Here is a 19,986-nt window from a genome sequence, read left to right on the forward strand (position 1 = left end):
TCAACAGGATGATATCCGTTCCAGTCCGGCAGTGACCACCGGCACATAGAATGTGGTTATACCCGCCATGTTGGGGTGCGTTCCAGACCCCTCTGTACCCGGCATTCCGTCGACCAGGTCATCGAATGTGTACGTGGCCCGGTGGACATCATCGCGTGTGTCGAACGGGGTGGCCCCGAAGACATCGGCGATGGCGACATTCTCGTTCCGACAAACCCGCAAGGTTTCCTCGCGGAGTGCCACCTGGGTGCCCCAGTCCCTCGAACCGAGTTTGTGAGCGGCCACGTACACAAGGTGGGCGGCAGGCCACCTGCGCTTCATCGTGCGCAGCGTCTTCTCCAGTTCACCCGTGTAAGTCCCCACGCCATACCGGCCGTTGAAGACCGACTCGGCGTCGTTGGTACCGCCGTCGAAGAGGATGAAGTCCGGTGCGGCTGCCGGGGCTTCCTCCACCTGCGCGAGGATCTGCCCCCCGGAAGCATGCGGGTCGGCGCCGACGGTCGCGCCGTTCCGGGCGAATTTCGAAAGGGTCAGTCCAGCACGCTCGGCAACGACGTCCACAAAACTGCGCGGATACACGTGACCATACACGATACTGTCACCGAAGGCGTAGACACTCCTGCCCGCCAAACCCGTTCCCACATCAATCTCCTCATCACTCGACTCTTCAGCAGTACGATTTTAAACAGGGCATTGACCCGTTGGGCCAGGGGTGCGTAAATTACATTTAAGAAAGCGCTTACTACAGCGAATAGGGAGTTCTGACATCATGACCACAACGCATGCCGGCCTGCCCGGGGGCGTCGCCATCTCACATCTGTCGGTGTACGACTGGCCCGCCGCCGACGGGGCATGCGGCGGCACCCCTCACATGCACCTGGCCTGTTCGGAGGCTTACGTCGTCACCGGCGGACGTGGAGCCGTGCAGACGCTGACCGCATCCGGGTACGAGGTCACTCCGCTCCAGGCCGGTACGGTCGCCTGGTTCACGCCCGGCACCATCCACCGGCTGGTCAACGAGGGTGATCTGCGGATCACCGTACTGATGCAGAACAGCGGGCTGCCGGAGGCAGGGGACGCGGTCCTCACACTGCCACCGGAGTACCTGACCGATCCGGAGACGTACGCACGAGCCACCGCCATCCCCGTCGACGCGCCCAGGGAGGAGCAGGAGCGCGTCGCCCGGGCCCGGCGGGACCTCGCCCTGGAGGGTTACCGGGCGCTGCGCGCGGCCGAGGGGCCACAGGCCCTGGCCGCGTTCCACCGGGCCGCCACCGAGCTGGTACAGCCGCGCATCGCCGAGTGGCGCGAGCGGTGGCGACGCGGTGCCGAAGCCTCCGCCGCAGCCACCGGGGCGCAGCTCGACTGGTTGGAGCGGGCGCAGGCCCCCCACCTCGCGGATGCCGGCGTGAGGGTTGAACAGCCCGTTGCCCTCGGGAAGTTCGGGATGTGCGGTCGGCTGGACGTCTACGAGAACTGATAGAGATGGGGGCCTGAGGCCGCGCGGCGTTCACGGCCGATTCGGCCCGCATCTCAACGCCGGACCGGATGGGTGGTGCGGACAGAGCGGACGGACCTGGTCCGCCTGCCCCGCGCCCACTCCGGCAGCGGCGCTCCCTCGGTCACCGCCTGCGGCTGAGAGGACCTGTCGCGGGCGGCTCGGCCGTCGACTCCCGCCAGATGATCCGGAACAGGGAGTCCTCAGTCGTGTCGGGCGCCGTGTCCCGCAAACCCGCGATCAGCTTGGCCATGGCATTGCTGCCGAGGTGTTCGAGCTCCACGTCGACGGTGGTCAGGGACGGAGTCATGAACTGCCCGACCCCGGCGTTGTCCCAACCGGTCACGCTGAGATCGCCCGGCACGTCCCAGCCGCGCTCCCGGGCGCCCCGGACGACGCCGGCGGCGACGAGGTCGTTGGCCGCGATCACCGCGGTCGGCCGCGCATGGCTCGGGAGCGACCGTATCGCCTCGATGCCGGACTCCCCCGACCAGTCCCCGTCGAAGACCCCGACGGACTCGACCCCGAGGCGTTCGACGGTGTCCAGATAGCTCTGCTTGCGCGCCCTCGCGGAAGCGAAGTGCGCGTCGCCCGCCACATGAAGGAACCGGGAGTGACCGAGCGCCGCCAAGTGCTCGATCATCTGCACCACGGGCGTGGCGTCGGCCAACTGCCCGATGCCACGCATCTCGTCGTCGAAGTCGGCCGAGATCACCACGGTCGTCCTCTGGTGCAGTTTGCTCTCCACCGCGGGAAGCACGGGGGCGAGGGAGAGGATGCCCTCGAACTGTCCCGAATCCGCGAGCTCCAGCAGTCGTTCGCTCCTCGCGCGTACGCCTCCCCCGGCACTCACGACGTCCACGAAGAACCCTCCAGCCTGCGCCGTCGCGCTGGCACCCGCCAGCATGCGAGACGGGTTGAAGGCCATGGCGGGCATGAGTATCGCCAACCGGCCGGTCTTGCGCGTGCGCATCGACCGCGCCACCAGGTTGGGACGGTAGTCCAGTTCGCGGATCGCGCTCTCCACCCGCTCCACGGTCGCGGGCTTCAGTCCGCTGTTGAATCGCAGGTACCGCGACACCGTTTGGGGCGACACACCGGCGAGCCGCGCCACATCGGTGATCGTCGGCCGTCGTCGCGCCGTGTCAGCGCCGTCCATCCGCTTCTCCCACCCATCCGCCAACGTTCCGGAAATCAGAGAGTACACACTCTTGACGGAAAAAGTGAACGTTCACTATGGTCCTCGCAACCCGAAGAGTGAACGATCACTTTTTTGGTCACACGGGGCCCGGGACGGGCCCGCACCAGTGTGTTTCGATGCCGCCGCTCAAGGGAGCAGTGCCGTGAGCTCCATCAACGAACTACGCCGGCTGCGCGGGTCCCAACGGGGCGCGCGCCAGCAGAACAAGGCGGCGTTCTTCTTCCTACTGCCATGGTTCATCGGGCTCTTCGGGATCACTCTCGGTCCGATGCTGGCCTCGCTGTACCTCAGCTTCACCAAGTACAACCTGCTGCAACCGCCGCAGTTCAGCGGACTCGACAACTGGACGCGCATGCTCTCCGACGAGCGCCTTCACAAGTCGCTCCAGGTGACGTTCAGCTATGTGCTGGTCTCCGTCCCGTTGCAACTGGCGATGGCACTGGGGCTCGCCCTGCTGCTGGACAGGGGAGTGCGTGGCCTCGCCTTCTACCGCTCCGTTTTCTACCTGCCGTCACTGATCGGCGGCAGCGTGGCGATCGCGGTGCTGTGGCGCGCGATGTTCGGGACCAACGGCCTGGTCAACGAGGCCCTGGCCCTCGTCGGTGTCCAGGGGCAGGGCTGGATCTCGGAGCCGGGAACGGCGCTGTCGACCCTCGTCGTCCTGAACGTCTGGACCTTCGGCTCACCCATGGTGATCTTCCTCGCCGGGCTGCGGCAGATTCCGGCCTCCCTCTACGAGGCGGCCTCCGTCGACGGCGCGAAGCACTGGCGCCAGTTCCGCAGCATCACCATTCCGCTGCTGACACCCATCATCTTCTTCAACCTGGTGCTGCAGATCATCCACGCCTTCCAGACCTTCACCCAGGCCTTCGTGGTCTCCGGCGGTACCGGAGGGCCCGCCGACTCCACCCTCTTCTTCTCGCTGTACCTGTACCAGCGCGGGTTCGGCCACTTCGACATGGGTTACGCATCCGCGCTCGCGTGGGTCCTGCTCCTCATCGTCGCGGCCTTCACCGCCGTCAACTTCTGGGCCTCAAAGTACTGGGTGTTCTACGATGACTGACCGCACCGCAGCCGTACCCCGCACGCTGCATGCCCACCGCCCCCACGCGACGCGCCGGATCAGGCGTGCGATGCGCGCCCCTCTCAAGCACTGCCTGCTGGCTCTCTGCGCCCTGACGATGCTGTACCCCGTCCTGTGGATGGTCGCCAGTTCGCTGCGGCCCAACAACCAGATCTTCCGCAGCGCGGGACTCGCGGTGACGCACCCGCGCCTCGAGAACTACAGCAACGGCTGGAACGCCTTCTCCCAACCGTTCAGCCACTACATGATCAACTCGGCGATCGTCGTGACCGGTGCGATCCTCGGCAATCTCCTCGCCTGCTCGCTGGCCGCGTACGCGTTCGCCAGGCTGGAATTCCGGGCGAAGCGCGTGTTGTTCGCGACCATGCTCGTCACCATCATGCTGCCGATCCACGTGATCATCGTGCCCCAGTACGTCCTGTACTCGGAGCTCGGCTGGGTCAACACGTTCCTGCCCCTGATCGTGCCGAAGTTCCTGGCGACCGACGCCTTCTTCATCTTCCTGATGGTGCAGTTCATCCGGGGCATCCCGCGCGAGATCGACGAGGCGGCTCGGATCGACGGCGCCGGGCACGCGCGGATCTTCTTCCACGTCATCCTGCCGCTGATGGTCCCGGCCCTGGCGACCACCGCGATCTTCACCTTCATCTGGACCTGGAACGACTTCTACACCCAGCTGATCTATCTGACCGACCCGGACATGTACACCACGCCCCTCGCGCTGCGCACGTTCGTCGACCAGCAGACCGCGACGGACTGGGGCTCGGTGTTCGCCATGAGCGTCGTGTCGCTCGTTCCCGTCTTCCTCGTCTTCCTCGCCGGACAGCGCTTCCTGCTGCGCGGCATCGCGACCACCGGCGGCAAGTAACCGCGGGGGCCACTGCCGGACATGCGGAGGCGCCCGAGCCATGGCTGCTCGGGAGCACCGCAGACATCAAACCGACCCTCCCATCAGAGTCAGGACAAGCCCATGAACCCCAGCCCCTTCAGACGAGTCGCGGTCGGAGCGATCGCCTCACTCTCGCTCGTACTGACCGCCTGCTCCGGCGGCAGCACCGAATCCGCATCCGAACTCAGCGACAAGCCGGTCACCATCCGCGCCACCTGGTGGGGAGCGGACGCCCGTGCCCAGCTCACCGACGAGGTCATCAAGGCGTTCGAGAAGAAGTACCCCAACATCACGGTCAAGGGCCAGTACAAGGACTGGAACGGCTACTGGGACGCGCTCGCCACGACGACCGCGGCCAAGGACTCTCCCGACGTCGTCCAGATGGACGAGCTGTACCTCGCGTCGTACGCCGACCGCGGAGCGCTCTACGACCTCGGCAAGGCCAAGAAGCTCCTCAGCACGTCACAGTTCGACGACCAGGCCCTGGCCACCGGCCAGGTCGACGGGACGCAGTACGCGCTTCCCGTCGGCGTCGGCGTCATGTCCGTCCTCGTGAACACCGACCTGTTCAAGAAGTACGGCGTGAAGGTTCCCGACGACAAGACATGGACGTGGGACGACTACGCCAAGATCGGGAAGGAACTGACCGACAAGAGTGGCGGCAAGATCCATGGTGCCGCCGGCGCGCCCGGCTTCTCCGCCGGCGACGTCAAGTACTGGGCGCGTCAGCACGGTGAGAACCTCTTCGACAAGGACGGCAACGTCTCGTTGAAGCCCGAGACGCTCGCCGGGATGTGGAAGTACGGTCTGGACCTGACCTCCTCGGGGGCCAGCGTCAAGGCGTCGACGATGGTCGAGGACCTGACCGCGGGTGTCACCGCCGGCAGCTTCGCCACCGGCAAGGCGGCCATGATGGGGGCGTACAACACCCAGATCACCGCGATCCAGCAGGCCACGGGCGCCCATGTGAAGCTGCTGCAGATGCCTCGTGTCGGCAGCACCAAGGCCAACTTCTTCAAGCCCTCCATGTACTGGGCGGTCTCCAGCCAGAGCAAGCACCCGGCCGAGGCGGCCGCGTTCATCAACTTCATGCTCAACGACCAGAAGGCCGCCGACATCCTCAAGACGGAGCGCGGAATCCCCGCCAACAAGGAGATGCTGAAGCACCTCCAGCCGGGCCTGGCCGGGACCGACAAGGCGGCAGCCGACTACATGAAGGCCGTGACCCCGGGTGAGTCGCCGGTCGTGACCCCCAACGGCGGAAGCGGTATCGAGCCGGAGCTGCAGCGCTACAGCCAGGAGGTCTACTTCAAGAAGACCTCTCCCGAAGCCGCCGCGAAGGCCTTCATCAAGGAGCTCCAGGGCGAGATCGACGCGGCCAAGTGACCTCCTTCCCGGGGGCCGGCACCGCTGCCCACGGCCCCCGGGAGGCCCCACGAGAAGTGGGGCAGGAACCAACAGAGAGAAAACACCCATGCCAAGCCCCCGGCCGCCGTACCGCGTGGCCATCATCGGCACCGGCGGTATCGCCCACGCTCATGCCGAAGCCCTCAGCGAACTCTCCGAACGCGCCCGGCTGGTCGCCGTCGCCGACGTCGACCCCACCCGTGCCGCCGAGTTCGCCGACCGATTCTCCGTGCCGCACGTCTTCGACGACACGCAGGCTCTGCTGGAGAGCGAAGACCTCGATCTCGTACACATCTGTACGCCCCCGCAGACCCACGCACCCCTGGCGTCCATGGTGATGCGGGCCGGCGTCACCGCGCTGGTGGAGAAGCCGACGGCGCTGAGCCTGCGCGAGATGGACCAGCTGGCCACAGTGCAGGAACAGACCGGCTCCAAGGTCCTGACCGTCTTCCAGCACCGCTACGGCGGGGCGGCCGTACGCCTGCGAGGGCTGGCCCGGTCCGGCGCCCTGGGCCGGCCACTGGTCGCCACCTGCGAGACCCTCTGGTACCGGCCCGACGCGTACTTCGAGGTGCCGTGGCGGGGGCGCTGGGACGTCGAGGGAGGCGGCCCGACCATGGGGCACGGCATCCATCAGTTCGACCTGATGCTGTCGGTTCTCGGCCCCTGGTCGCAGATCACCGCACTCGCCGACCGCCAGACCCGGCCCACCGACACCGAGGACGTCTCGATCGCCGCCGTCCGGTTCGACAACGGAGCCCTCGCGACGGTGGTCAATTCCCTGCTGTCCCCCAGGGAGACCTCGCGCCTGCGCTTCGACTTCGAACATGCCACGGTCGAACTCGAGCACCTCTACGGCTACCGCGAGGAACACTGGCGGTTCACGCCGGCCCCCGGCCACGAGGAGCTCTCGGAGCTCTGGACCCGCGGTGACGGACCGGACATCACCAGCGGCCACCGGGTCCAGATCGAGGCGATATTCGACGCGTGGGACACCGGACGGGAACCCGGCGTCTGTCTGCAAGACGCGCGGCGCACGCTGGAGTTCGCGGCGGCGACCTACGCCTCCGCCTTTCGCGGTGTCCGCATCGCCGCGGGCGAACTGACCGACGACGACCCGTTCGCGGAAAGCATGGACGGTGGCGCCGTGCCCTGGGAACCGGTCAAGGAGGCCCTCGTATGAACGCTCTTGAGATCCGCCACGACCTCGGCACCTCGGTCACGGTGCGCGACGGCGCCACCGAGCTGTTCCGCTACGTGTACCAGCCGGACACCGTCCAGCTGGAATCCCCCAAGCCCTACATCCATCCCCTGCGCACCCGGGCCGGCAAGGTGGTCAGCCTGTTCCGTCCCCACGACCACGTCTGGCACAAGGGCATCGCGTGGTCCCTGCCCCACGTCGGCGAGGAGAACTTCTGGGGCGGTCCCACGTACATCCACGGACGCTTCTACGTCCAGCTGGAGAACAACGGAACCCAGGCCCACCGCCGAGTGGTCGACCTGGACAGGACCGACGGAGCGGCGACGTTCACTCACGACCTGGACTGGACCACCCAGTCCGGCGCGCTCTTCTTCACCGAACGCCGGACACTGCGGGCGAGCCTGATCTCCCCGCACGCTTGGGCGTTGACGTTCGAGACGCGGATGACGAATGTCTCCGGAAAGGACGTCGCCATGGGATCGCCGACCACCAAGGGACGGGAGAACGCCGGCTACGGCGGCCTGTTCTGGCGTGGCCCGCGGTCATTCACCGGCGGACAGTTCGTGACCGAGGAAGGCATGGGTGGCGACGAGGTGCGTGGGCGGCGCATGGAGTGGATGGGCTTCGCGGGCCGCCACGACGAGACGGACGCACAGTCGCTCGTACTCATGCTCGACGACACGGCAAACCCGAGTCACCCACCGCAGTGGTTCGCCCGGACCGAGGAGTTCGCCTGCCTCAATCCGGCACCGTTCTTCAGCGAGGAACTGACCGTCGAGGACGGCGCGACCGTGCGGTTCCGCTACGGTGTCGGGATCGCCGATGCCGAGGCGAGCGCGGCTCCCGCACTCGCCGACGCGGTACGCCGGGTGCTCACACCGTCGGATACGTCGTCAGCGCGTGCCGCGGAATCGTCTTCAGGGCCCTTCGCGACGGAGTGATCCGAGCCTGCTCGCTATGCAAACCCCCGGCGTGCACTCCCCGCTCACCAGGGAGTGCACGCCTTCCTCGCCACCCCGGTTGCTGCGACCGCCGTAGACGCAAGTGCCTGCGAACGTCAGCGAGGAAGTACCAGACACGTACGAGCACGATGGCGGCGGTGATGGTCCACTCGAACGCAGGACGGCCCCCGCCTGCGTCACCCTTCGCCCGTTGCTGCCTTGGGCACCGGCTCGTCGAGGACTGCCGCCACATGACCCGCCGGCGCGAGGCCGACTTGCTCGACTGTGGCACGCGGTAGTGCGGGTCACACCCGCCTGACGGCCGGCGAGCGCCGCTCGGCCGGGGAGCGCGGGAAGTCCGACCCGATCGATGCCGAGGCGGTGGCCCGGGTCGCTCCGCGCGCGCCCGAGCTGCCCAAGTCATGTCTGGACGGCCCAAGTCGGGATATCAAGCTGTTGGTCGACCAATGGCGCCCTGTGGCCCCGAACACCGCAATCGGCAAAGCTGCGCTGGTTCCTGCACGAATTCCCGCCGGCCGGCTGTGCCACGCGCCCGGCGCTCGCGTCGTGACGACGGTGTCCGGCGTGGTGGGTTCCGTGTGCCTCGGTGGCCGAAGGAGCGACCGCGGAACGGTCGGCGCTGTTCGGTGTGCGGGAGCGCGGTCTCAGCGAGGCCGCCGGCGCCCTGATCTACGCGTGCTTCTCGATCACCATGGCGTGCACCCGCTCGTGCGGTGAGGCGGTTCGGCGTCGCTGCGGCACACCGAGGGTGCTCATCGGGGGTGCGGTGATCGGTGGGTCGGGGCTGGTCAGCACGGTCATGGCGCCGTCGCCGGCCCTCACCTTCGCCGGCTTCGCCGTCACTGGGGTCAGTCCGGCGTACGCGTCCCCCGTTGTCATGGAGTTGAGCGGCACGGTTGGGCGACGGGGGCGGCGGCGAGCGCGAGGTCGCGTTAGCGACGACCATTGCCTGTCCGAGCCGCCTCCACTTCGTCGTAGTGACGAGTCGTCACCAAGAGCGACGGACCGTTCGCTGCGGTCACCCTCCAAGTACACCGGTGTCACACACCCGGGCACTGCCGGTCGCCTTCGCGCGGGGATCCCGCCTGGTGGAGCAATCGCGGCGGAGCCACACCCGGCGATTTCACAACCGTTACAGTGATGCCACCCTGTCCACCGCGCCGGAGCCCACCTTGCCGAACCTGTCCCACCTCGAGGAGATCTTCTCCGACGAGGGTGACGGCGCCGTCGGCCCCGTGCGATCGCCCGGCTGGCAGAACAACGTCTCGCCGCAGGGACTCACGGTGACATTGATCGCCGACTACACGTTCCCCGTCCGGGCGTGGTTGCCGTCGGCGGCGATCGTGGCACTGCTCGGCGAGTTCCACGTGACCGCGGGTGCCGCCCGTACGACGATCAGCAGGCTGATGCGCCGAGGGGTGCTGGAGAGCAGCCGGCAGGGACGGTACAGCTCCTACCGGCTGACGTCGCGGGCCGCCGTCGATCTGTGGAGCGGCGCCAGCTCGATCGCCACCTTCACCACCCAACCCGACTCATGGGACGGTCGGTGGACACTGATCGCCTTCTCCGTCCCGGAACAGGAGAGCACACGGCGGCGCGCACTGCGCACCGCGCTGCGCTGGCGCGGATTCGCGCCGCTGTACGACGCGCTCTGGGTGTCGCCGCACCCCCTGACCCCCAAGGGGCGGATCGAGGTGGCCGACCTGGCACGGGGAGCGGTGACCGTGTTCCGCGCGCGGCAGCAGGAACTGGACACGGAGGTCGACCGCAACCCGGTCCAGGCGTGGGACCTGCCCGGCATCGCCGAGCACTACCGGGCTTTCATCGACCGTTGGAGCGGCTTGCTCGCGCACATCAGCGCCGATCGCGTCACCGGTGCCGACGCAGTGCGCGCCCGGACCGAAGTCATGCACGCCTACCGGCACTTCCCCATCCTGGACCCGCTGCTCCCCATCGGGCTGCTGCCGCCCGGCTGGCCCCGGTCACGGGCACGGGAAGTCTGCGTCGCGGTGTACGACGGTCTCCTCCAGCCGGCCCAGGACCACGTCCGCTCCGTGGTGACCCGATTCGCCCAGGGACCGCATCCCGACATCAGGGCCCATACGATCGCCGGCATGAGCGCGGGTATCGGCCACGGCTGACGGCGGACCGCCGCGAGCGTGACCGGGCGGGCCTCGAATACGTCACACCGCGCCTGATGCGCCTGCGATCTGTCGAATGCGCGTCGAAGACAACAGAGTTGAGCGCCAATGATTGACAGATCAGCACCCGATCGGGAATGTACCTGTTGCAAGACATGTGGGAACGCTCCCAGAGGCGCAGCACGACGAGTGGAAGGAGAGGCACCCCTGCGCCGTTTCCGCAGAATCAACACCTCCCCGTCAGATAGGCGGGCGGTGAGCGCGAAGGGGCCGCTCCCTCAACGAGTCACGGGTTGGTGTTCAGCGGCTCGCCGCATCTCCGCCCGCAAGGCCACACCACACCGATGACCACCGGCGCAGGACCGGAACGTCCTCCACCGTGCGCGATTCGCCGACCTGACCACCCCCACGACCACTCCCCCACCACCTGGGTCAGTCTCACCGCCGCGGCATCACCGACGCCTCTTCCCGGCACCTGACCGAGCAGCGCTCCGCACCCCCCACACCAGGAGTGTTCATGACCATGCAACGGCGTAGTTTCCTGACCCTGAGTGCAGTCGGAGCCGCGGGCGTAGGCATGTCCCTGCTCGGCACGGGACACGCAGGTGCCACCGCGAGCGCCGCCGCCCCGACCCAGCGGTTCGCGGTCGGAGTACGTCAGTGCGCCTGGAGCCGCGGCAACCGCCGGTGGACCACCTACGTCTACTACCCCGCCACCGGCACTCCCGGCGGCTCCCCGGTCACCAGCGCCCCCGTCACCCAGGGCGTCTTCCCGGTGTGCGAGTTCATGCACGGCTTCAGCAGCAGCCCGCAGAAGTCCCTGGCGATCATCCGCCCCCCTGGCCGAGGCCGGCTTCATTGTCCCCGCCCCCCACTTCGCCAACCTCAGCGGCCAAGACGTCTACAACGGCAACCAGTCCAAGGACGTCTCCGAAGTCAACGCCCGGACCCTCGCCCTCGACACGGCCGGCGACCACTGGCCGGCCACATCAACACAGCGGTCGGAGTCGGTGCCTCCGGCCACTCGATGGGCGGCATGACCACCCACGGCCTGCTCACGTCCTGGCCCGACACACGGATCACCGCCGCGATCCCCATGTCCTGCGTGGACATGGGCAACCCGAGCCCGACGGTCCGCGCCAAGGTCCTGTTCACGCACGGCGACCGGGACGGAACGTGCCCGATCTCCTCTGCCCGCCAGGCGTACCGGGAACCGCCCGCCGCCAAGGCCTTCCACGGCGCCGGCCACAGCAATTACTTCGGCGACTCCCGGACCGTCAACACGTTCGTGGACTGGATGCGGTGGAGTCTGTACGGCGACACCGCCTCCCGCGACCGCCTTCGCGCCGATGCCACCTCCAGCACGACCACCTGGGAATCCGCCCTGCGCTGAGGAGCAACCACGCACGGCCCGGGTGCGCGCGGCTGCCGTGATCGCCGCGCATCAGGGCGGTGCAGGATGCGCGGCCGCCCACGGGCGCCCGTGAGGTCAGCCGCTGCGCAATCGACTGTGCTCGTTTCCAGGCCAGGGCGGACGCCACCGCCCGAACAGCCGACGGCTCCGGCCGCTCCCACTCGTACAGATAGATCCACTTGGGGGTCCGACACCCTCAAGGACGCAAGAGAGGAAAGTCATGGCTTCAATAGCAGGGAAGATCAGAGTCATTTCCCTTGCCGTCCTGTTGGCAGTTGCCGCATCGGTGTACGGTACTTCGCCGCAGGCATCAGCCGATACCGCGGCACAGTCGAGCGCTTCACAGATCGTGGCCGACATGGGCGCGGGATGGAATCTGGGGAACCAACTCGAAGCCACCACCAACGGATACCCCAGCGAAACAGCGTGGGGCCAGCCGACGGTGACACAGGCCCTCATCGACAAAGTGAGGGCGGCAGGGTTCAAGACAATCAGGATCCCTGTCTCCTACCTCGGATACATAGGGCCCGGCCCGAATTACACGATCAACGCCTCCTGGCTGAACAGAGTCCAAGAAGTCGTCAACTATGCCTACAACAGGGGTCTGCATGTGCTGATCAACATGCACGGCGACGGGTACAAGACCGTCAACGGCTCCTGGCTGATCTGTGATTCACCTTCCCAGGCGACGATCAAGGCCAAGTACGAGAAAGCTTGGCAGCAGATCGCGAACAGGTTCAAGAACTACGACCAGCGCCTGGTCCTGGAGTCCATGAACGAGGAATTCGACGGGCAGTACGGCCGCCCGACCCAACCGTGCTACTCGAACATCAACAGCTACAACCAGATCTTCGTGGACACCGTACGGAAAACGGGCGGAAACAATAGTTCGAGGTGGCTGCTCGTGGCGGGCTGGAACACGAACATCGATTACACCGCGGGAAACTACGGGTTCGCGCTTCCGTCCGATCAGTACCGCTCCCCTTCCATTCCGGCAAATGAGCGGCGGATCATGATCTCCGTTCATCACTACGCTCCCTGGGACTTCGCCGGAGAGGAGAACGGCACCATCACGCAATGGGGCCGAGCAGCGACCAACCCATCACGGACGTCGACCTGGGGACAGGAGGACTATCTGGACGCGCAGCTCAAGATGATGCGCGATGTGTTCGCCACCAAGGGGTATCCGGTAGTCGTGGGCGAGTACGGTGCCATCGACAAGTCATCGTTCGATTCGTCGAACAACAGGTATCGCGCGGACTTCGCACGGGCCGTCGTGGCCACGGCCAAGAAATACGGCGCGGCCACCGTCTACTGGGACAACGGTGCAACCGATCGGTACGGGTTCGGGCTGTTCAACCGGCGCTCCCTCACGGTCACCCAGCAGGGCATCATCAACGCCATCATGGCCGGCGTCAGCGGCAGTGTTGCCGGCTCCGGCCTTCCATCCGGCACGTAGGGCCTTCCATCCGGCACGTAGCAGGACACGAATCTCGACGACGGCTACGTACCTCTGCATACCTCGTGGGCGCGCAGTTGGACAGGGTGGCGATGCCACACGGTGTGCCATTCCGTCAACCGCGCGCCGACCAGCCGGAGAAGCTACGCCGCTCCGCATCTGGGAGCACGTTCCGCAAACGGACGACAGCGAGGTCTTCACATGGAGCGGCCGACGACGAGGTGTCTGCCGGACTGACCGACGGGCCGGGCTCAAGGAGCTTCTGCGGTCTCTCGGAGCCCGGCTGAATCCCGAGGACATCGGCCTGCCCTCGTACGAGCGCCGACGGGCCCGGCCTGGGGCGGTCAGAGGCGAGGAAGGGAGAAGAATTCATTGATAGCCCGTCAAGCATTTGTTGGCTCTTTCTGTTCGAGTGTGTGCGGGTGCGAGCCAACGAAAGGTCTCCGTGCGCAGTCCCGTCCTCGTCGCCGCCCTCCTACTGAAAGGGCACTTGAGCTGGGCTGACTCCCGCCGTTTCAGACAGCTCACGACCGAGGTACAGCGAGTCCCCGACCCAAAGGATCGCACTGCTTCTCCATGGATTGGTGAATAATGGTTGACAGCTTCGTGCCCGATCGAGAAGCTGCGTGATGCACCTCAAGTTCGTCGTGATGTGATTGCGCACTTCCGCCGCAACACCTCTGTGATCGCTCACAGTCCCGGCCTGGAGGAGCGCCCTGGCACGCCAAGGCCGCCCCCTTCGACACGTGCCACTCGTGAGCACTCCAGCCTCCTCAGTTGTTGCCACACCGAGGGAGGCGCATCGGCTGGGATCGCACGCGGCTACACGAACTCCTTGAGCCTGAGCGTCAGTTGCTCCATGTACCCGCCTCGCTCCTGGAGGTCTCTCTGACCCGCTCTCCGCCGCCCGCGACGTCTCACCCGCGGCCGACGCAAGGAAGGGACCGACCATGCCCCTGCAACCCCCCACACCAGTTGCCGGGCGCATCACCCGGCGAACCCTGCTCCAGGTCACCACCGCCACCGCCGGGGCGCTCGCCACCGCCGTCGCGTTCGCCGAAGCGACGCCCGCCGAGGCCGCGGTGAGCTTCGTCAAGGGCGTCGACATCAGCCGGGTGCCGCAGATGGAGGCGCGCGGCTGCTCCTGGAAGAACGCGAGCGGCCAGACGCAGGACCTGCTGACCATCCTCAAGCATCACGGCCGTCCGGCTCCGTACGTTCGTCAACCCGTCCGGCGACCCGGGCAACGGCCACTGCTCCATCAACGAGGTCGCCGCCTTCGCCAAGCGGGTCAAGGCCGCCGGCATGTCGATCATGCTGGACTACATGTTCGGCGACACCTGGAACTCCGTCGGTGTGCAGAACCCGCCCGCCGCCTGGCGGAACATGGGCTACAGCCAGATGCTCGCCGCGATGAACACGTACGTGAACCAGTCGATGACCGTCATGAAGAACAACGACGTGCTCCCGGCCTGGGTGCAGATCGGCAACGAGATCAACAGCGGGATCTGCCGCCCCGTCGGCAGCGTCTCCAGCCCGGCGCAGATGACCGGGCTGCTCAACGCGGCCTACACCCAGGTCAAGGCGGTGTCACCGAACTCGACGGTCTGTGCGCAGCCACGACGGGCCCGGCGAGAACGCCGATGGGTTCGGTTCGCACTACACGCCGGCCGGCCGCCCCGCGAACGTGTTCCGGGGTTGCCGATCGTGGTGGAACGCCGATGACGGGTTCGATCTCATCTGCACCTACTCTCCCGTGATCATCGAGGACTCGTGGGCCTGGCGCAACGGGTACGTGCCGGGGACGACGACGCGCTCCGGCAACGGAGCCGGCTTCAAGTCCGGCGGCTACGCGGGCGACTACGAGGCCAACGCGCCGAGGCACACCGTCCGCTCCTCGGTGGCGTTCCTCAACAAGGCGGCCGGCTTCTACGCCAACCACCACCCGGTGGCCGACGACTTCTTCAACAACACCGGCTAAACGCCGCGTACAACTCCTGGAATTTCGGCGTCCCCCTGTCGGACGCCCAGTTCCACAGTGTGTCGACGTCCGGCTGGGACGCGCCCCGCCGCACCGACGCGACCCTGCCCGTGCTGCCCCACCTCCGTCCCGCGGCGAACAGTGCCCTCATCGACAGGGGCACCGACGTGGGACTGCCCTTAAGCGGAAGTGCGCCGGATCTCGGCGCCTTTGAGAGTGACGGAAGGTGACATCGTGAGGAAAAGATCGCGTGTGGCGTCGAAGTACTGGAAGTTGACCGGCGCCGCACTGCTGTCCCTGGCGCTGGCGACACCGCTCTCGGCGAGCACCGCTGCGGCGGAGGCACCTGCAACGGAGACACGGGCAACGCAGGAGGGGGAGCTCCGAGACCAGGGTGCCGCTGCCGGACCGGCGGTGGATCGCGGCCTCGAGTACCTGGTGTCCGACTATCAGACGCGCACTCCGACGAAGTACACGGCTGACTCCTGGAAGCCCTTCGCCAAGGCGTTGACCGCCGCGGCGGGTGTCGCCGACGACACGTCGGCCGCCGCCTCGGAGGTCGCCACCGCCAAGACGGCGCTGATGACTTCCGCAGCCGAGCTGAAGGCCGCCGACGAGGGCACGTTCCAGACCATCACGAACAACACCTTCTGGAACGACACCAGCGGCAACCCCATCTATTCGCAGGGCGGCGGGGTCTTCAAGTTCGGTGACACTTACTACTGGTACGGCGTGCACTACACCGGCGCCGAGCTCTATCGCGCCAATCCGACGAGGAAGTACGACGGGAACGTCAGCTTCGTCTCGATCCCCGTGTACTCGTCCAAGGACCTGGTGAACTGGAAGTTCGAGAACCGCGTCGCGACGCGCTCCACCGGCGTGGGCAGCGGCGCCAACCTGGGTGGTGCGGGCTGGGTCGGGCGGCTCGGCGTCTCGTACAACGAGAACACCGGCAAGTACGTGCTCGCCGTGCAGATGTGGCACACGGGCAGGGGCGGGCACGGCGTTCTGCTGCTGCAGGGCGACTCACCCACCGACACCTTCGACTACGGCTACTTCCAGACCCAGATCACCAACTCGCCCACGACCGGCACCGGGGATCAGACCGTCTTCACCGACGACAACGGCAAGGACTACCTGATCTTCTCCAACCGCGAAGGACGGTCGCGCGGCTTCGTGGCAAAGTTCCGGGAGTCCGACTCGCTGCGGATCGAGCCAGGCGTGGAGATCCGCCGCGGCGCCGGTCGCGAGGGCAACGCCATGTTCAAGCTCGACGGCAAGTACTACCACGCGGCGTCGGACCTGCACGGCTGGAACACCTCGGTCAACTACGTCAATGAGTCGACCAGCAGCAACGTTCAGGGCTCGTACAGCAGCGAGTACGTCCTTGCCGGCACCGAGATGGACTACAGTCACGTGACCCAGACCGGGTTCTTCGTGACGGTCAAGGGCACCAAGCAGAACACGGTGATCTACGCCGGCGACCGCTGGGCCGACTTCGCCTGGAACGGCATCGGGTACAACCAGTGGGTGCCGATAACCAAGACCGGCGCGAGGCCGCAGTTCCACTCGGTGAGCCAGTGGCAGTTCAACGTCACGACCGGAGAGTGGCGTGTCGGGCAGGCGAACAACTACATCCTCAATCCGGACATCCAGGCTGACCGCATCATCGTCTCCAGTGTGCGGGGATGGCGGAACCTCGGCGGTTCGGTGACCAACGTCAACGGTGGTGCGAACGGGTCTCGCTTCGCCCTCCAGGTGAGCAACAGCGGCGGCGTCGAGCAGCGGATCGAGTCGGTGCCCTCAGGCACCTACACCCTTTCCCTGCACGCTCGGGGTAGCGCCGGACAGGTCGTGGTCACCGGCGCCAACGGCGGCCAACGCACCCTCGGCATTCCGTCGTCGGGCGGCTGGGCCAAGCGCGAGCTCACCGGCATAGAACTGCCCGGCGGCGCCGCCACCGTCACCGTGCGGGCGTCGGGTTCGAGCGGTGTCACCGTCGACCAGCTCTCACTCGTCAAGACGTCCGACACACCAGCGCCTGTGGGGCGTTACGAGGCGGAGACCGCTCCGGCACAGTGCCGGGGCACGATCGACTCGAATCAAGCCGGCTACTCCGGCAGCGGGTTCTGCAACGGCGACAGCGCTGTGGGGGCCTTCGCGGAGTTCACCGTGAACTCCGCGACCGCCCGTACGGCGACGTTGGGGATCCGGTTCGCCAATGGCGCCACCACGGGTGCCAGGCCGGCGGACCTCGTCGTCAACGGAGTCACGGCAGGGGCGCTTTCGTTCGAGTCCACCGGTGCGTGGACGACGTGGACGACCAAGACCGTGACCGTCGCGCTGAACGCCGGCAGCAACACCATCCGGCTGGATCCGACCGCGGCGGCCGGACTGCCCAACGTCGACTACCTCGATGTCGGTGCCGCGGCCGGCTGACATCCCGTGCTCTGCCGGTCTCCTCGACCGGCAGGGCGTACGGAACAGCCCATGCCGCAAGTACGTCCCGTCGTCAGGAGAAGGACATGAACAGCAAGCGTCTGCCCCGCGCCGTCGCGGTCACGACGACCTTGGCCACCATGGTGTCCGCGAACCTACTCATGGGGCCCGAGTCGGCCCACGCGACCTTCGGAACCGCGGACATCAAGCCGATCGAGAGCAATATCGCTGCCAAACCCTGGGCCGCGGCCACGGCCGCCACCGGCTCGTCCAACGCCCGTCTGGCCATCGACGGCGACCCGACGACGTCCTGGCAACCCGGTCGTCCCGGCGCCCGGCAGTGGCTCACCGTCGACCTCGGTGGAACCTACGACAACCTGCGCAAGGTCAAGGTGCTCTTCCCGGACCGTGGCGTGGCCCACCGGTACGTCGTCGAGGCTTCATCCGACGGCCGCCGGTGGAAGACCATTGCCGACAGATCCCACAACCGAGCCGTTTCGCGAGGGGAGGTGCACCTGTTCACCCGGCCGGCAACGCGCTTCGTCCGGCTGACCTTCGCAGACGGGCCAGGCCGTGCCCGGGCAGGTGTCAGCGAGCTCCAGGTCTTCAACTACCTCCGCGAGGACCTCACCCTCGGCGCCGATCTGTCCTGGTCGGACGACGTCCAGGACCAGCAATACTGGGTCGACCCCCTGGCCGAAGACCGCGGCGCCGGGCCCCATCTGCTCGACGTGGCCACGGACCGCGGCATGCGGCACACCCGGCTGCGGATCTGGAACGAGCCGCGCAGCGAAAGCACCGGCCACCCTACGCCGATACCGCGTCAGGGCCCGGAGCGCTCACTGGCCTCCGCCAAGCAGATCAAGCAGCGGGGCATGAGCCTGGGGATCGACTTCCACTACGCGGACTCGTGGGCCGACCCGAGCAAGCAGCCCAAACCGCGTGCCTGGGCCGAGCTGGAGTTCACGGACCTGTCCCAGGCCGTGTACGACTTCACCGCCGACTGTCTGAAGCGATTGATCCGGCAGGGCACCACGCCGGAGAAGGTGGCCGTCGGCAACGAGATCATCAACGGCTTCCTGTACGGCAGCGAGGCGGCACATATCGGCACGACGAATCCGCCGTACTTCGTCGACCAGGCCGATATCTACCAGTCCCAGCCCGGCGGCGGCCTGCTGTGGAAGTACTGGCGGTCGACCGACCCGGCGGAGCGGGAGCTCTACGACCAGGCGTGGGACCGGTTCACCACCCTGGCCGCGGCCGGGATCAAGGCCGTCCGCGACGCGTCACCGACATCCAAGGTCGAGATACACGTGATCGTCGACAAGGACAAGCTCGCCAAAACCATGGAGTTCTGGCACCAGTTCCTCACCCGGGTGAAGGCGAAGGGCCAGAACCCCGATGTGCTGGCCATCTCGTACTACCCGGAATGGCACGGTACGCCCGAGGCGCTGGATCTCAACCTCAACACCATGGCCACCACCTACCCCGGCTACGAGATCGACATCGCCGAAACCGCCTACCCCGCGTCGGGCGGCGACGGCTCGCCGTTGCCCAACTCACCGTACCCGCGCACCATTCAGGGGCAGGCGGACGCGATCCGGAGGGTGTTCCAGGCCGCCAACGACGTGGTCGACAACCGAGGTTCAGGTGTCCTGGTGTGGGAGCCGGCCGGCTACCAGCCCATGTTCCGGGCCGTGCCAGGACTGGCGAACACCTGGGAGCCGCACGCCTCCATCAACGTCTTCAACGCCAGCCGGGCCAAGCACATCCTCGAGGACACCGTCCACACCGCCACCGTGGTGGGAGCCGCCCCGAAGCTGCCCTCCTCCCTCCACATGCTCACCACCGCCAACAACACGATCACCCGTGTCCCCGTCCGCTGGCAGCCGTTGCCGCCTGGCGCGACAGACAGGCCGGGTGAGGTGACGGCCACCGGGACGACCGGCACAGGACCGGTCACGGCGGTCATCGACGTCATGCCCCGCCACGGCGAACACGACGTGACCACCTCGTAGCCTGCCTCACCGACGTCGCACCGCCGAGACCACGACGGCACCGGCGACACCATCACTGCTTCACAGCGTGGCTCCGCTCACTCGGTGGCCGACAGCAACAACTGCGGCAGCGCCTGGGGAAACCAGGCCGTGTTCGACCGGAACGGCCACACTCTCCCCGACATCCGGTGCGCCCGACCGACCGCACGCCGCTCCTGCCGCCCCTCGCGGGTGGCAGGAGCACCCACACCCCTGTTGCGCCGTGCGCCCCGTCGACCTGTCGGCCTCCGCCGACGGGACGCACCCGGCAACG

Annotated in this window: 16 protein-coding genes and 1 pseudogene; 13 read left to right on the forward strand and 4 right to left on the reverse strand. The window is 67.1% G+C overall.

Going from position 1 to position 19,986, the window contains the following annotated elements; translation table 11 throughout:
• Positions 1-642: an SGNH/GDSL hydrolase family protein gene (locus tag AC0665_RS17775; protein ID WP_478509035.1), complete on the reverse strand. Its 642-nt coding sequence runs from the start codon at positions 640-642 to the stop codon at positions 1-3.
• A 127-nt stretch (positions 643-769) separates the two neighbouring features.
• On the opposite strand from AC0665_RS17775, the gene AC0665_RS17780 reads away from it, so the two are divergent.
• On the forward strand, positions 770-1,480 hold the full coding sequence (locus tag AC0665_RS17780; protein ID WP_478509036.1) for a cupin domain-containing protein: 711 nt from the start codon (positions 770-772) through the stop codon (positions 1,478-1,480).
• A gap of 142 nt (positions 1,481-1,622) precedes the next feature.
• On the opposite strand, the gene AC0665_RS17785 is transcribed toward AC0665_RS17780, so the two are convergent.
• Positions 1,623-2,657, reverse strand: a complete 1,035-nt coding sequence (locus AC0665_RS17785) for a LacI family DNA-binding transcriptional regulator (protein ID WP_478610066.1) — start codon at positions 2,655-2,657, stop codon at positions 1,623-1,625.
• A 184-nt stretch (positions 2,658-2,841) separates the two neighbouring features.
• Between AC0665_RS17785 and AC0665_RS17790 the strand changes: the two genes are divergently transcribed.
• The 5 genes from AC0665_RS17790 (at position 2,842) to AC0665_RS17810 (ending at position 8,221) form a co-directional block, all read left to right on the forward strand.
• Entirely contained in the window at positions 2,842-3,762 is a 921-nt protein-coding gene (locus tag AC0665_RS17790) for a carbohydrate ABC transporter permease (RefSeq protein WP_358311200.1), read from the forward strand.
• Entirely contained in the window at positions 3,755-4,651 is an 897-nt protein-coding gene (locus tag AC0665_RS17795; RefSeq protein ID WP_478610065.1) for a carbohydrate ABC transporter permease, read from the forward strand. The genes AC0665_RS17790 and AC0665_RS17795 overlap by 8 nt, the downstream gene beginning before the upstream one ends.
• A 102-nt stretch (positions 4,652-4,753) precedes the next feature.
• Positions 4,754-6,058 (forward strand): ABC transporter substrate-binding protein, encoded by a 1,305-nt coding sequence (locus AC0665_RS17800; protein ID WP_478610064.1) that lies wholly within the window; start codon positions 4,754-4,756, stop codon positions 6,056-6,058.
• 88 nt (positions 6,059-6,146) lie between these two features.
• A complete protein-coding gene (locus AC0665_RS17805) occupies positions 6,147-7,262 on the forward strand; it encodes a Gfo/Idh/MocA family protein (protein WP_478705300.1) in 1,116 nt (371 codons plus the stop codon).
• Positions 7,259-8,221 (forward strand): DUF6807 domain-containing protein, encoded by a 963-nt coding sequence (locus AC0665_RS17810; protein ID WP_478610062.1) that lies wholly within the window; start codon positions 7,259-7,261, stop codon positions 8,219-8,221. Before AC0665_RS17805 ends, AC0665_RS17810 begins: the two co-directional genes overlap by 4 nt.
• 690 nt (positions 8,222-8,911) lie before the next feature.
• Here AC0665_RS17810 and AC0665_RS17815 read toward each other — a convergent pair.
• Positions 8,912-9,121, reverse strand: coding sequence for a hypothetical protein (locus AC0665_RS17815; RefSeq protein ID WP_478705301.1), 210 nt, complete (start codon positions 9,119-9,121; stop codon positions 8,912-8,914).
• Between the two features lie 293 nt (positions 9,122-9,414).
• Between AC0665_RS17815 and AC0665_RS17820 the strand changes: the two genes are divergently transcribed.
• Positions 9,415-10,383, forward strand: a complete 969-nt coding sequence (locus tag AC0665_RS17820) for a PaaX family transcriptional regulator (protein ID WP_478705302.1) — start codon at positions 9,415-9,417, stop codon at positions 10,381-10,383.
• Positions 10,384-11,088: 705 nt separating this feature from the next.
• Here AC0665_RS17820 and AC0665_RS17825 read toward each other — a convergent pair.
• Positions 11,089-11,214: a hypothetical protein gene (locus AC0665_RS17825; protein ID WP_478705303.1), complete on the reverse strand. Its 126-nt coding sequence runs from the start codon at positions 11,212-11,214 to the stop codon at positions 11,089-11,091.
• 205 nt (positions 11,215-11,419) lie between these two features.
• Here AC0665_RS17825 and AC0665_RS17830 point away from each other — a divergent pair, with 205 nt between their 5' ends.
• The 6 genes and pseudogenes from AC0665_RS17830 (at position 11,420) to AC0665_RS17855 (ending at position 19,694) form a co-directional block, all read left to right on the forward strand.
• On the forward strand, positions 11,420-11,776 hold the full coding sequence (locus tag AC0665_RS17830; RefSeq protein ID WP_478705304.1) for a hypothetical protein: 357 nt from the start codon (positions 11,420-11,422) through the stop codon (positions 11,774-11,776).
• 241 nt (positions 11,777-12,017) lie between these two features.
• The gene (locus tag AC0665_RS17835; RefSeq protein ID WP_478610059.1) at positions 12,018-13,256 is read left to right on the forward strand and encodes a glycoside hydrolase family 5 protein; all 1,239 of its coding nucleotides are present in this window, start codon (positions 12,018-12,020) and stop codon (positions 13,254-13,256) included.
• 1,124 nt (positions 13,257-14,380) lie between these two features.
• Positions 14,381-14,981: pseudogene (locus AC0665_RS17840) on the forward strand (glycosyl hydrolase 53 family protein).
• Complete coding sequence (locus tag AC0665_RS17845) at positions 14,866-15,237, forward strand: right-handed parallel beta-helix repeat-containing protein (RefSeq protein ID WP_478610058.1); 372 nt, start codon at positions 14,866-14,868, stop codon at positions 15,235-15,237. Before AC0665_RS17840 ends, AC0665_RS17845 begins: the two are co-directional and overlap by 116 nt.
• Positions 15,238-15,453: 216 nt before the next feature.
• Complete coding sequence (locus tag AC0665_RS17850; protein ID WP_478705305.1) at positions 15,454-17,676, forward strand: family 43 glycosylhydrolase; 2,223 nt, start codon at positions 15,454-15,456, stop codon at positions 17,674-17,676.
• 86 nt (positions 17,677-17,762) lie between these two features.
• Positions 17,763-19,694, forward strand: a complete 1,932-nt coding sequence (locus tag AC0665_RS17855) for a glycosyl hydrolase 53 family protein (RefSeq protein WP_478705306.1) — start codon at positions 17,763-17,765, stop codon at positions 19,692-19,694.
• Positions 19,695-19,986 lie beyond the last annotated feature (292 nt).

The organism is Streptomyces sp. NPDC043685 (assembly GCF_056436585.1).